The sequence below is a fragment of the Pseudoalteromonas sp. JC3 genome (genome assembly GCF_030291895.1).
Classification (GTDB): domain Bacteria; phylum Pseudomonadota; class Gammaproteobacteria; order Enterobacterales; family Alteromonadaceae; genus Pseudoalteromonas.
Genome location: NZ_CP127855.1, coordinates 2,116,201 through 2,130,323, shown reverse-complemented (window position 1 = coordinate 2,130,323; position 14,123 = coordinate 2,116,201). Strand labels below are relative to the sequence as shown.

The window sequence follows — 14,123 nt, the reverse complement described above, 5'->3', positions numbered from 1 at the left end:
CCACCTCTTTATAGCTGTTTTTGTAAGGCAAAAAGTAAATTAGAAATGCTAAGGTTTTGATTTAACCCTAACACATTTTTCTGTTCGTACATAAACCGATGTACTAAGCTCACTAAGTCTTGATACTGGGTAAAACTCAAACCATTCCCTTGTGTCATCGCCCCTTTTAAACGGTTGAGCAAAAAACGGGCAAATACATCACTCATTGCGCTGTGCTTTAACAGAATTTTTTCAACCGTTTGTGCACTCTCTACTGTTAATTGATTCGCCGCGTGATAAAGCGCAGTCACATCGTCAAGTGCACCTTCTTGTTGCCACGCTTCGATTATAAATGGCTGTAGAGAAAATTCATCAAACCAAGGGAAATCACAAGCGACATTTTTAGCAGCCAGCCACTGCGCGGCCTCTGCTTGATTGGGCGAGTGGATCGCCACTTTATTACAACGGCTCAAAATGGTGGCAGGTAACTTACTGTCATCATCGCTGGTTACGACCAAATAACGATTAGCATTTGGCTCCTCAAGTGTTTTTAACAGCGCATTTGCGGCTGAATGGGTCATCAAATGCGCGTGCTCAATCAACGCGACTTTATTGCCACCTTGCTGCGCTGAATGGTTCAAGAAATGCGTGATCTCTCGAATTTCATCCACCCCGATTGATTTTCCCTCAGGCACGACACTCAGTCTATCTGGGTGATTACCAGCTAAGTTCAAGTTACACGGCTTACATTGCCCACAGGCAGTGAGATTTTGTGGGTGTAAGCATAACAGTGCATCTGCCAAGTGCGCCGCAAGCAGAGACTTTCCCACGCCTTTTTTACCCGATAACAGCTGAGCATGGTGCAAACGACCGTTTTGCTGTGCTCGAGCAAGATAACTTAGAGCGCTGCTGTGCCAACTTGGAAGCAAATTATTCATTGCCATCCACTGTAAAGTGTGTGGCTATCAAGCTATCAAGCAGTTCAATACTTTGCTCAAGTACTTGTGCTTTACTTTGACTGGCATCAATCACAGTAAATCGTTCAGGGTCATTTTTCGCTTGAACGAGATAACCCTCACGTGCGCGCTGCAAAAATTGTTGCTTTTCATCCTCGAGTCTATCTAGCCCCTCACCTCGCGATTTGACTCGCTTTAAGCCCTCTTCAGGATCCAAGTCCAAAATCAAATTCATGTCTGGACGAAAGCCGCCGAGCGCAAGCTGATTAATGGTTGTGATGGTGGCAAGATCTAGCCCTCTTGCATAATGTTGAAAACTAAATGTTGCAGCGTCAAATCGATCAGAAATAACGACTTTGCCTTGCTCAAGTGCTGGCATAATTTTTTCACGAACGTGCTGAGCACGCGCAGCCCCAAACAACATAAGCTCCGTCATGTCTGCCATTTCGGGGGTTGAGGGATCTAGAATGATTTCTCTTATCTTCTCTGAGATCTCTGTTCCACCGGGTTCACGAGTCATCACAACTTCAATACCGCGTTGTTTTAAATGCGCTTCCAATCCGGTAATAACCGTTGTTTTTCCAGCGCCATTGCTGCCATCGCAGACCAGCATAAACCCTTTTTTCATAGCAAGGACGTACTCATCATTCTTATTTGGCTGTTATTTTATCGTGTTTTAGTGAATTATTCACGACTGAAATAGAATTGAATTGTCTAATAAATTGAATTTGTCATTCTGAAAATAATTTAAAACAGAAAAATTTGGTCTACAATAACAAGCACATCCGAATAATTTTATATAAGAAACGCCCAATGCTGAGCAACATTAACATGCCTTTTAGGCCCGTAAAGGAAGCGTATTGATATGCCGCGTAAAATGCTCTATTTGGTGTTCATGTTACTTCTTTTGGTTTATAACCCAGTAAATGCCCGTGCAAGTGAACCGCCAGAGATAGATGTCGCGGTAGGACTTGAAAACTTTGATTTTCAGCCATTATTTGAAGAGTTTAGTGCAAAAACGGGTATTAAAGTTAATATTCTTGCTTTTAACAACAATCAGTTGAAAAGCGAGTTATTGTTGTATGCAGATGCCCTACAGTTACCGGATGCCGTGATTATTCCCAGCGATTATATGGGGTTGTCAGAACTGCAATTTTCTCAGGTGCCAGAGTCTTGGTTAAGCAAAAAGCTCACACAAAAAGTCATTGAGAATAGTAAGGTCAATGGTGAGCTTAAGGGCGTACCAATTATGTATGGCAACCATCTTGTACTCTATTACAACCGTGCACTTGTGCCACACCCTATTACCGACTTACAAACCTACGCACAGCAAACTGTTGCAGACAAACCTACGCTCGGCTGGAATTTTTATGAAATGTATTGGTTTGTGACGTTTGCGAACGCCCTTCAGCCTAATCTCATTCAGGCAGGCGTGCCACAGCTTGACACCAAAGCGATGCGCCTCGCAATTTCCAATTATCAATCACTTCTCAACAGCGGCATCATAGACGCTGATTGTGTTTACCAATGCTTAATGAATCGTTTTAAGACCGGCAAGCTCGATTATTTTGTGAATGGAATTTGGGCATATCGTCAACTTAAAGACAAGCTTAAAGACGACCTAGCCATCGCGCCTTTACCGAGATGGGGTAATTATCAGCTGATGTCTCTCGCATCGTCTCATGTACTGGCTTTTCCTGCCAATGGCATAGAATCTAAAAAAAGTCCGCATCTAAAGCAGCTTGTTGACTTTATGCAAAGCCAGAAGGTACAAGATAAACTATGGGATGAGCTCAATGCGCTGCCTGCAAACGGTGACAGCTTAGCTGAGCTTATAAAACGCGACGACAAAGCACTGTCTCAACTGATCGCATCTCTGCATGAAACCTATCCACAACCGAATGAACCTATTATGGCCTATATTTGGGAAGCCATGTTAAAGGGGCTAACACGCTATTTAGGTGGTGTGTATAGTGTCGAAGAAACGACGCAATATATGCAATTTATCGTCACAAAGTCGGGACAGAATGAAAGCAAATCGCAGCATCGTTGATGAAATAAAAAGAAAAATTACGGCATTATTCTCTCTCTTCCTGGTTGTACTGGTTGCGATGGTTGGCTTTTCCTTAATGCAACAAAAAGCAACCCTAGAGCAAGAAGACGTTAAACGCACTGGCGCAAGTCTTATCAGCGATTTTAAAGCGCAAATCAATGAGCTTATCTATCAAGTTGCACCATTAAGTGAAGACCATATTTTATCTACCTTACCGAGCGATCTACTGTTTACTCAGTACGCGGTTAAGGCGCTAACCAACTTAGTCGACAATACCGACATGGTAAAATCTGCGTTTATCAACGATGGCTCCGTGTTTACCGTAGAGGGATATCCTTTTAATACCCTACGTTGGAACAATTCTGTATTTAGCGAGCATGCTCACAAGGTCCTCGCGCAACAGCGACGCACATTAAAAATCGACAAACTAGTTGTCCCAGTTAAAAGCATTGAAGAAAAACCGTCTGATCAGGCCAAATTGTTTCTCGCCATTCCCCTTAGACAAAAATTATCGTCGTTAATGCGTCCTTATAAATATACGGGTGTACTATTCCTCGAAGTCGATCTTGAACCATTTTTAGGTTCCAATCAGGAAAAAGGCTCTATCTGGATCACCAGTCAAGACCTTGTGCTTGCGGGAACACATTCCTCAAATGCCACTGAAGGTGTATATCACAGTCCTATTTATTCACAAAAAGACGATTTTGTTGAACTTGATTTACAGCTACAACGAGAAGCCGAAGTATACAGTAACGATATTTTAAGCGCGGTGTTATACATTGTACTTATCGGCTTGATGCTAGTGGTATTACTTACCTGGTATTTACGCCGATTAGCAAAACGCTTGACCAATCCGATGCGCGCACTTGAGCGTCATTGCGAACGACTTAAACAGGGACATTATGTTTCTGCAACAAGCGATTTTGAATTTAGAGAGCTAAGAACGCTCCAAGTGACCCTCAACCAACTTGCGAAACAAATTAAGGAGCAAATAGGTTCTCTTGAAAGTGAAAAAGTGAAGGCACAAAGTTCAGAGCGGGCAAAAAGTCACTTTTTGGCAAATATGAGCCATGAATTAAGGACGCCACTTAACGGTATTTATGGTGTATTCCAATTAATGAAGCACCATAGAAATGCAGCAGATTCCAAAGAGCTTATTGCACAGGGCATGACGTCCACAGAAACATTACTTAGCTTACTCAATGACTTACTTGATTTCTCTAAAATTGAAGCTGGTGAACTTAAAATGGAATCAGCGACAGTGGATGTCAGAAGTATTGTCAGTGAAGTAAAACAAGAGTTTGTCCATACTGCCAATGCTAAACAAATTGACCTTATTATTCATACTGAGGAGCTTGCAAATCCTTATCGACTCGGTGATTCGCTGCGTTTAAAGCAGATACTAAGAAATTTAATATCCAATGCCGTTAAATTTACCAGTGACGGTTCTGTAACCGTTATACTCCAAGATGGCGGTAAACATCTCTCCATCCGTGTAATAGATACGGGCGCCGGTATTTCCGAAGTCGCGCTAAAGAAGTTATTTAATCGATTTCAACAGGCAGACTCGTCGACCACCAGAAAGTATGGAGGAACCGGTCTTGGACTTGCAATTGTAAAACAACTTGCCGAGTTAATGGACGGCCGTGTTACGGTGACAAGTAAAGAAGGTATTGGCAGTGAGTTTACAGTTGAACTCGTACTCGATATCTGCGATGCACCAGAACAATCTGTCATGCAAGATTTGCAAGCTATACCCGCTTTGAGGGATAAAAACCTGCTACTTGCTGAAGATAATCCACTTAATCAAAAAATATTTAGCGCCATGATTAAACCAACTGAAGCGAATCTTGTCATAGCTCAGGATGGTGAAGAGGCGATTGAGCTTTATCACGAATTGAAACCTGATATCTTTTTTGTAGATATTCAGATGCCAAAAAAAGATGGCCTAAAAGTATGTTCAGAAGTCAGAGAACAAGATAAGACAACCCCACTTATTGCCGTTACAGCCAACGTGATGTCGGGAGATTTAGAAAACTATCAGCAACTTGGATTTGATAATTGCGTCGCAAAACCGATAGATATGAAAAAGCTTTATGAAGTGATAAATACTATTTTGAGTTAACGGTCAATTTCGCCCCATTTTATATGACTAGATAATTAAATAAAGTTCATTTAAGTTACAATTGAATAACATCGTAGAATTCTTATAATCTTAGCCTGAAAGCAGACATTCACCTCAGGTAAACTTCTTCTCGTGCAACATTCAATTAGCATTCAAGTCTTTATACCATCAGCATTTTTACCTGCACTAGTTGCATGGTTTCATCGAATGTAATTTCATAGGAGTCAAAAGGAATGACAACCATCGTCTATAACGCTAAAACAGCAGAAATAGCCTGTGATAGTAGAACCACTACCGATAAGATCATCGTTACCGATAATGCTCAAAAGTGGTTTGATTATCATGGTTGGAGAGTGTTTTGCACTGGTCAGACATGCGATATACACAATTTGCAGCACAATTTTTCAAATAATCAATTTGATACGATTGAGAGTTTGGAATTCATTAAATACCACCCCAAAAAAGGCGTATGGTATGGTTGTGTAAAAAGGGGCACCTGTAAATCTGAACCCTTAGCGCAATCTTATGCCATCGGCTCAGGCCAACAAGCGGCAATGTTTGGTTTACTCAATGGCTATAATACGGTGGAAATCGTTGAGCAAGTTAAACGAATTGATTTTAGAACAGGCGGCGATATTCATTGCTTTAAAATTACCGACTCCTTAGAAAACATATAAGCCAGCGTCAAAATACGCTGGCTTTGTCTCACTTGAGTGAGTTAACCTGAGCTTCGGATAATTAATGCCTTTCTAGCAGCCAGTTTTAACGCTAACTGCGTTGAATTCACTTCCAATAGCTAGCTATTGGTACGTAAATTCGCCTTGCCTACAGGAAGTAGGTACCTTAGCGAGAGCAGGACGCGGAAGCGGTGTTATCCTCAAAACTCTCTGGCTAGGTAAGATGATAGTTTAAGGTGATTAAAAAACAGTTAGTTAGTTCATTCCTTATCCAAACCTCAGGTTAGTTAAATAACTGAAAGCTCAACCGCAATGTTGCCACGAGTAGCATTTGAATATGGGCAAACTTCGTGAGCTTTTTCAACGAGTGACTGCGCCGTGTCTTTGTCTAAGTCACCAACTGATACCGCCAATTTCACCGCTATCCCGAAGCCACCTTCAATTGGCCCTATAGACACTTCAGAGTTAATATGTGTGTCTTCTGGCAACTTGACTTTTGCTTTGCCTGCCACCAATTTTAATGCGCCAATAAAACACGCCGCATAACCTGCTGCAAACAATTGCTCCGGATTAGTCCCTTGGCCGTCATCCCCACCTAAGCCTTTTGGTGTCGAAAGCGCAACATCAAGACGACCATCGTCAGACTTTGCCACACCTTCTCGGCCACCTGTGGCAGTGGCTTTCGCCGTATATGCAATACTTTGTAGTTCTTTCATTTCGTTCTCCTAAGTTTGTGCTTGTAGAGTACTCACCTACACCCTAACGCAGCGAGGCTTTACTCTAGATGAAGTAAAATCAATTAAACATTTATTTTGCATGCAAAATAATAGATTCAATTTTTTAGAATTGCAAATACTTTGTGTGCAAATTAAAATGTAGCTTAGCTACTTTGTAGGAATATGTGATGAACTACCCACAATTAAAACTAGACGCTCAAATCTGCCACCGCCTCTACATGGCTTCCAATGGTATTGCCCGTGCTTACCGAGCATCTTTACAAAAACTCGACTTAACCTACCCTCAATATGTGGTGATGATGGCACTTTGGGAGAAAGATGAAATCAGCATTGCTGAGTTACTAGAGAAAACCGCCATCGATGGCGGTGCTATGACACAAATATTAAAGAAAATGACTGACAAAGCCCTGCTTTCAATCGTTAAAGACGAAAAAGATAAGCGCAAACGAGTGGTAAAACTACAAAGTAGGGGTCAAGATCTGCAACATCAAGCTGCCACAATTCCTGAGCAGATCCGCTGTAAATTTCCAAGCATCGACGAGCAAAAAGCACGAGCACTTATTGAGTTACTAGATTCGATCAATGGTGATTTGGCCTAAAGTAGAAATCAAAAGATAGTCATTGTAGCGCGCGTTCTAAATGTGCCAAAAACGCTGATATTTTTTTGGCCAGATGTTTACGGCCAGCATAGAACGCATAAAGTACAAGGTCTTCCGGTTGCTGCTCTAATTTAAGTGGTACCAGCGCGCCTGACTCAATTTCTGCTTTACAGGAGTTCAGTGGCAAGATAGCAAACCCAACCCCTGAAAGCGCGGCAGACTTAGCTATAAACCCACTGTTTACCCTAAAGTTTGATTTAACATTCACCGTCGTTAATCTTCTTTCATTGTTAGTAAATATCCAAGGTGTACCGTTTACGGCGGTCACGGTTGAAATACAAGGCAGAGATTGTAAATCTGCTAATCTATACGGCGAAGTATGCTTTTCTAGCAAGCTGGGAGCTGCCACTACGACGCTTGGTAATCGAGCCAACTCTTTAACCACCCAATTGCTATCCTCAAGCTTGCCACGATGAAAGTAAAGCACGACATCAAAGCCATCTAAGAGATTTTCTCTTGGACTCAGGCTGGTATCACAACTTATTGAAATTAATGGATGTGCAGCGCAAAAGGTTACCACTGCTTGACCAAGAATGGGGATGTCGGGCATCACTATACGCAAATGCCCCATTGGCGTAGAGGCATGTTTATTTACTTCTTGCAACGCATCCGACAGCGAATCGATTAACGGCTTTGTACTCACATAAAGCTGCTCACCCGCTTCTGTCACTGAGATCCGCCTTGTTGTTCGTTCCAACAATCTTGCATCAAGCTTTTCTTCAAGTAGTGCAATATGACGACTTACGTTGGAGGTTGGTATATCCAGAAACTCTGCCGCTTGTTTGAAGCTTAAGCATTCATAAACACAGTGGAAACTGTTAAGCCACTGAGGGTCAATCTGATCAATCATTTTATTAGCCCAACATATGGGTTTATCAATTCAATAATAGACACTTTATTACCTAATTAAGGCTAATACAATCAAGGCTTCTTTGTTTATATCAATTAAGGATGTCTATGTTTTCAGCTTCAATGACCACCTTAGCAAGCCCAAAAGCAAAATTTGGGTTATGTTTTGTCATCCACTTTTTAGTCGCGTTAGATGCATTAATCATTGTACCCTTTAGCGCGGATATGGCGCTAAGCTCAGGTACCAACCCATCAAATTCAGGACTACTCGTTTCAGCTTATGCAATTGCCGCTGCTTTCACTTGTTTATGTGTGCGTGGTACAGGCAACCTCTCAAAGGAGAAATACAAAGTCTTTATTTTTCTGTCAGCAACCACATTGTTAACCTTGCTTACTTCAGCACTCGAGAGTTTTTATACCCTGCTTTTCGTACGTGCATTGACTGGTATTGGTGGCGGCGCACTGGTAGTACTCAATCTCAACTTGGTGATTCAGCTAAGCCATGAAAACGACAAGAAAAAAGACACCGCGATACTGTTGAGTGCTTTTCCACTCGCCTTGGCAATTGGGATCCCTGCGCTATTATTTATCACAGCAAATCAAGGCTGGCAGTTGGGGTTCATGATACTGGGAAGTGGCTTAGCCATTACAGTGCTATTATTTACATTTATATTTCTCTCAAACATAAAGCAAGCTTCGCAAAGCAGCGATAGCAACCCAATGCCAAGCAACACATTTAACCCGACCAAAACCCTTAAATACGCGCTATTCATCGCATTTTTTGTGGTGCTAAGTACATTTGCAATTTCAACTCAATTTCCGGTGATGCTAATTACCAACTTAAACATCTCAAGCTCGATGCTAAGCGCGAGCTATTTGTTTAGTGGTGTGTGTTCGTTTGTTGCGGTTCAGCTATACGCTCGAAGTAAGCTAAACAATCACACAACCTCATACTTAATTTACTTTCTTAGTGGCTTGATGATATTGGCAGCCTTGTTTGGTTTTACGATAAGTTCAGTTATTTTTGCAGCCGGACTTTTTACCCTGTTTGTGATTGCAAGCGCTACCCGCTCTATGATCTTAGTGACAGAACTTATAACCTCACTTCACGCAGAAGAGCGCAGTACCTTTATCAGTCTGCAAAATGCGATACAGCACTTTGCGATAGCCTCTGGCGGCACTATTGCAAGTTTGCTAGTCACGCCCCGCGAAAACCACACACTTAATTTTAATGTCTTGATTGTAGTTTCAGCTCTATTAATAGTTATAACAGTTGCTATGTGGAGAAACTTTCAAAGAAAGCGCTTTTAATCGCGATTTAGTGATTGAACAATAGGTAATTGGGCAGTTTGATTGTCAATAAGTGACGTAGCTTCCCCAATTACCGCTCTGATTTGTTTTAATAAGACAATCCGCCATGGTTATGCCTTACTCTAAGCGCGCCTCTATGCGATAATGCGTGCCTATCGTTAATCATATTTGTCGTGATGATATACACAGTTGTCATACCATCACGACAAATATAATTAACCAAAACAAACAAAAACAGTAGAATAACTTTTTGACTTTATGACAAATACAAACCAATCAGATACACCGAATAATGCCCAGAACATCCCAACTATTTTCTGGCACGACTACGAGAGTTGGGGTGCGACGCCGCAAAAAGACAGGCCAAGCCAATTTGCTGGGATCAGAACGGATCTGGACCTCAATATTATTGGTGAGCCACTGATTGAGTATTGTCAACCAGCGCCTGATTATCTCCCGCATCCTCAAGCCTGTTTAGTCACCGGGATCACACCACAGTTAGCACTAAAAAAAGGCCTGACCGAGGCCGAGTTTATGGCAAAGATCCACGCTGAATTTGCAAAGCCACAAACCTGCGTTGCTGGATATAACAGTATTCGGTTTGACGATGAGCTAACCCGTTATAGCCTTTATCGTAACTTTTATGACCCCTATGAGCGTGAATGGCAAAATGGCAATAGCCGTTGGGACATCATAGATCTGGTAAGAGCCTGTTATGCGCTTCGCCCAGAAGGAATAGAATGGCCAACCAGAGAAGATGGCAATCCGAGTTTTAAACTGGAACACTTAACCGTCGCCAATGGCATTGAGCACGGCGCCGCGCACGATGCATTGAGTGATGTTACCGCAACGATTGCGCTGGCTAAACTGATTAAAACCAAACAGCCAAAATTGTATGAGTTCTACTTTAATCACAGACATAAAAAAGCGGTATCGAGCCTAATCGACGTTTTCAATATGCAGCCTTTGGTGCACGTTTCTTCTATGTTTCCGGCACAACAAGGTTGCACCACTTGGATTGCGCCGATGAGTTTTCACCCGGTCAATAGCAATGCCGTGATCTGCTTTGACTTAACACAGTCGCCAGAGGTATTGAATGACCTTGACGTTGAGGCGCTCAAACAACGGCTTTATACAAAACGCAGCGAATTGGGTGATGATGAGCTACCAGTTGGATTAAAACTAGTACATATCAATAAATGCCCGTTGGTTGCGCCAGCTAAGACCCTCTTGCCCGAAAACGCAGCGAGGCTTGGAATTGACCGCGAGCAATGCCTTGAAAATTTAAAGTATCTTAAAGCGCGTCCAGAACTAAGGGATAAGGTTGCGGAAGTCTTTAGCGATGAAAAGGGATTCGAGAAACCAAGTAATCCAGATTATCAACTCTACGACGGTTTCACCAGTAAGGCTGATAAAGCCAAATTTGCAATCATTCGCAATGCATCGCCTGAAGAGTTGGCAACCATTAAACTGGATTTTGAAGACAGTAAATTTAACACGTTGCTGTTTCGCTATCGAGCAAGAAACTGGCCGCAGACGCTCTCACCTGTAGAGCTTGATAAATGGTGTAAATACTGCCAAAACAAGTTGATGCATAATGAAGATAACCCTTCAATTTCAGCCGAAGATTTTATGCTAGAGCTTGAAAATTTAGTCGCAGAGAATGAAGGTAATGAGCACAATATGCAGATCTTAAAAGCGCTTTATCATTACGCTCAAAGTTTGTAGTTAATGCCGTAATAGCCCGCACCGCTTGGCGCTAATATGAAATGCTGACTTCGTCGATAAACAGCAGTGCGGCTTACTAATATAATTTGCATTGGCAAAATATTCGTTCTGCTTGTGTTGAAATAACCTCTCTAAGCAATGAAGAGTTTATATTGCATTAATACCAATTCGCTTAATTAAGCTACCTATTTTGAGGCGAAAAAATCTTGTCGATAATCAGGAAAAAATCCTATTTAACCTGAGGTTTGGATAAGGAATGAACTGACTCACTGTTTTTTTAATCACCTTAAACTATCTTCTTACCTAGCCAGAGAGTTTTGGGGGATAACTCCGATCTCGCGTCCTGCTACCGCACTGGTACCTACATCCTTGTAGGCAAGGCAAATTTACGGCCCAATAGCTGGGCTATTGGAAGTGAATTTAACGCAGTTAGCGCTAAAACAGGCTGCTAGAAAGGCATTAATTATCCGAAGCTCAGGTTATTTAGTGTTCTAAATAAGAAAGCTTTAACACCGTTAGCGTCAGGTTTGCTTCTTCAAATTGAGCAAGTATTAAGGCCAATTGGTATAATTCTCTCATCTATTATGGTGTTGGCATGTATTCCACATTAGCTGTAACTCTTCAATAATGACGGGGTCGTCAATGGTAGATGGCACGATGATGTCTTCACCGTCCACCAGCTGGCGTAGGTTCTTTCTGAGTATTTTACCTGAACGGGTTTTGGGTAAACGCTCAACCACTTTAATGGTTTTAAGACAGGCAATCGCCCCAATTTTTTCGCGGATCAGGCTTCTGATTTCCTCTGCAATGGCTGTTTCTGTGGTGTTTACGCCATCTTTCAGTACCACCATGGCAATAGGCACTTGGCCTTTTAGCTCGTCTTTACCGGCAAACACAGCGCATTCTGCAATTGCATTGTGGCCTGCGACGATCTCTTCCATTTCACCGGTTGACAGTCTATGCCCGGCTACGTTTATTACGTCATCGGTGCGGCCCATAATAAACAGGTAGCCGTCTTCATCAAAATACCCGCCATCGCCAGAGAGGTAATAGCCGGGGTATTGTGATAAGTAACTGCCTTTAAAGCGCGCCGTGTTATTCCAAATAGTGGTTAAACAACCGGGAGGGAGTGGTAATTTCACCGCAACAACACCTTGTTGATTGGCCTCGCAAGGACTGCCGTCCACATCAAGGATCTCGACTTGATAGCCCGGTGTGGGAACAGTGGCACTGCCCGCCTTTGTTGGCATCAATTCAATTCCAACTGGGTTAGATGCAATTGCCCAACCCGTTTCGGTTTGCCACCAGTGGTCAATTACCGGCAGCTTTGTGGTGGACTGTAGCCAGTCGTAGGTAGCAGGGTCAAGTCGTTCACCAGCTAAAAATAGCGCTTTTAGACTGCTGGTGTTGTAGTTAGCCAAGAGCGCAGCGCTCGGATCTTCTTTTTTAATGGCACGAAATGCCGTAGGTGCACTAAAAAGTGCAGCCACTTGGTATTCTTCTACCACTCGCCAAAACGCACCTGGATCTGGGGTTTTAATCGGTTTACCTTCGTATAATACGCTAGTGCAACCATAAATCAGTGGGCCATAAACAATATAAGAATGTCCCACAACCCAACCAATGTCAGATGCTGCCCAAAATACTTCGCCGGGCGCCATGCCGTAAACGGTTTTCATACTGTAGTTTAATGCCACAGCATGACCGCCCTGCTCTCGCACTACACCTTTGGGTGTACCTGTGGTGCCAGAGGTATACAAAATATAAAGCGGATGCGTGCTTGGTAACGGCACGGCATCAAAGGATTCTGGCGTGTTTGCCACCACCGCCCAGTCTAAGTCTCTTGGCGATGACATCTGCGCTTGGTATGCTTCACGCTGTAACACAATGCAATGTTCAACTTGATGCTTTGCCAGCGACAAAGCCTCATCCAGCATAGGCTTGTATTCAATAGTGCGGCCTATTTCAATTCCGCAAGAAGCACTGATCACTAGCTTTGGTTTAGCATCATCTATTCTCACCGCAAGCTCATGGGGCGCAAAACCGCCAAACACCACTGAATGAATAGCACCCACGCGCGCGCAAGCAAGCATAGCAACGACCGCCTCAGGCACCATGGGCATATAAATTACGACCCTATCCCCTACGCTCACATCAAGCTGATTTAAGCCTGCCGCAAAATGGCTCACTTGAGAGAGCAACTCGCGATAGCTAATTTTGCGTTTGGTATTCGTCACCGGCGAGTCATAAATTAATGCTGTTTGCTCTCCTCTCCCTTGGTGTACATGATGGTCGAGTGCCACATAACTGGTATTCATCAAACCATCGCTAAACCAATGACTCAACCCCTCTTGGTCTTGGCTATGTCCGATTTTTGGTGGCGTGTGCCAATCAAGCCGTGTCGCTTCTTTAAGCCAAAACGCCTCTGGGTCTTGGGAAAATGTGTGGTATGCCTGTTGATAGCTTGTTGTTGTCATATTAAGTTACTCAGTTTCGCTGGAACTTAGTAAAGATAGATAAAAAATCGCCAAGTTTTGATGAGACTTTAGTCTTGCGAGGATGATATAGATCAAGGTTGGGGGCGTTAGATACGATTATGGTTTGTATGGGGGATACAATAGCTTAGCTAATGTACATTTCCAAAGTTAAGCTTACTTTCTTTTAGAGTTAAGAAAGTGCCTTTGGGAGTCATCTACTCGCTACGAATAAATTGCCCTACTTTTTAACAAAGAAAGTTGGTGGATGTTTGATCTGGTACTAATATGAAGCAGAATGAGGCGATTGCAGGTGTTACTGTTTACTGTTAGTTTGCTCTGCACGCTCAAAGTTATAAAAAAAATAAAGGATTATTTCTATGTCTCCCCCTAAAAAGCTAAACAATCAGTTTCTTGGAAAAAGTATTGCAGTTGGCGCAGTTATTGGAACTACAATAGGTGTTATGGTTGGCGTAGCGTTTAACATACTAGCTTTTAGTGTGGCAATAGGTGCGGCTTTTGGGTGTAGCCTTGGAGTTGCAGTATGTGCCGCCTTTACTCAAAAGAGTTAGCAT

General features: G+C 42.6%; 11 protein-coding genes. 6 read left to right on the top strand and 5 right to left on the bottom strand.

What is annotated here, in order from left to right; all coding sequences use genetic code 11:
- Positions 1-8 precede the first annotated feature (8 nt).
- Together holB and tmk are read right to left on the bottom strand one after the other, a co-directional pair.
- Positions 9-917 (bottom strand): DNA polymerase III subunit delta', encoded by a 909-nt coding sequence (holB, locus tag QSH61_RS08860; RefSeq protein WP_206472865.1) that lies wholly within the window; start codon positions 915-917, stop codon positions 9-11.
- Complete coding sequence (tmk, locus tag QSH61_RS08855; RefSeq protein ID WP_206472862.1) at positions 910-1,563, bottom strand: dTMP kinase; 654 nt, start codon at positions 1,561-1,563, stop codon at positions 910-912. The genes holB and tmk overlap by 8 nt, the downstream gene beginning before the upstream one ends.
- 237 nt (positions 1,564-1,800) lie before the next feature.
- Between tmk and QSH61_RS08850 the strand changes: the two genes are divergently transcribed.
- The 3 genes from QSH61_RS08850 (at position 1,801) to QSH61_RS08840 (ending at position 5,790) form a co-directional block, all read left to right on the top strand.
- Entirely contained in the window at positions 1,801-2,988 is a 1,188-nt protein-coding gene (locus tag QSH61_RS08850) for a sugar ABC transporter substrate-binding protein (protein WP_010604670.1), read from the top strand.
- Positions 2,963-5,113, top strand: a complete 2,151-nt coding sequence (locus QSH61_RS08845; protein WP_206472860.1) for an ATP-binding protein — start codon at positions 2,963-2,965, stop codon at positions 5,111-5,113. The genes QSH61_RS08850 and QSH61_RS08845 overlap by 26 nt, the downstream gene beginning before the upstream one ends.
- A gap of 233 nt (positions 5,114-5,346) precedes the next feature.
- Positions 5,347-5,790: a hypothetical protein gene (locus QSH61_RS08840; RefSeq protein WP_010604668.1), complete on the top strand. Its 444-nt coding sequence runs from the start codon at positions 5,347-5,349 to the stop codon at positions 5,788-5,790.
- A 287-nt stretch (positions 5,791-6,077) separates the two neighbouring features.
- On the opposite strand, the gene QSH61_RS08835 is transcribed toward QSH61_RS08840, so the two are convergent.
- Entirely contained in the window at positions 6,078-6,506 is a 429-nt protein-coding gene (locus QSH61_RS08835) for an organic hydroperoxide resistance protein (RefSeq protein ID WP_010604667.1), read from the bottom strand.
- Positions 6,507-6,694: 188 nt separating this feature from the next.
- Between QSH61_RS08835 and QSH61_RS08830 the strand changes: the two genes are divergently transcribed.
- Positions 6,695-7,126, top strand: a complete 432-nt coding sequence (locus tag QSH61_RS08830) for a MarR family winged helix-turn-helix transcriptional regulator (RefSeq protein ID WP_017217491.1) — start codon at positions 6,695-6,697, stop codon at positions 7,124-7,126.
- 19 nt (positions 7,127-7,145) lie between these two features.
- Here the strand turns inward: QSH61_RS08830 and QSH61_RS08825 are convergent, their stop codons facing one another.
- The gene (locus QSH61_RS08825; protein ID WP_206472858.1) at positions 7,146-8,036 is read right to left on the bottom strand and encodes a LysR family transcriptional regulator; all 891 of its coding nucleotides are present in this window, start codon (positions 8,034-8,036) and stop codon (positions 7,146-7,148) included.
- A 107-nt stretch (positions 8,037-8,143) separates the two neighbouring features.
- On the opposite strand from QSH61_RS08825, the gene QSH61_RS08820 reads away from it, so the two are divergent.
- Both QSH61_RS08820 and sbcB read left to right on the top strand, forming a co-directional pair.
- Positions 8,144-9,346 (top strand): MFS transporter, encoded by a 1,203-nt coding sequence (locus tag QSH61_RS08820; protein ID WP_010604664.1) that lies wholly within the window; start codon positions 8,144-8,146, stop codon positions 9,344-9,346.
- A 258-nt stretch (positions 9,347-9,604) separates the two neighbouring features.
- Positions 9,605-11,074, top strand: coding sequence for an exodeoxyribonuclease I (sbcB, locus tag QSH61_RS08815; RefSeq protein WP_206472856.1), 1,470 nt, complete (start codon positions 9,605-9,607; stop codon positions 11,072-11,074).
- 575 nt (positions 11,075-11,649) lie between these two features.
- Here sbcB and QSH61_RS08810 read toward each other — a convergent pair.
- On the bottom strand, positions 11,650-13,551 hold the full coding sequence (locus tag QSH61_RS08810) for a propionyl-CoA synthetase (RefSeq protein ID WP_206472854.1): 1,902 nt from the start codon (positions 13,549-13,551) through the stop codon (positions 11,650-11,652).
- Positions 13,552-14,123 lie beyond the last annotated feature (572 nt).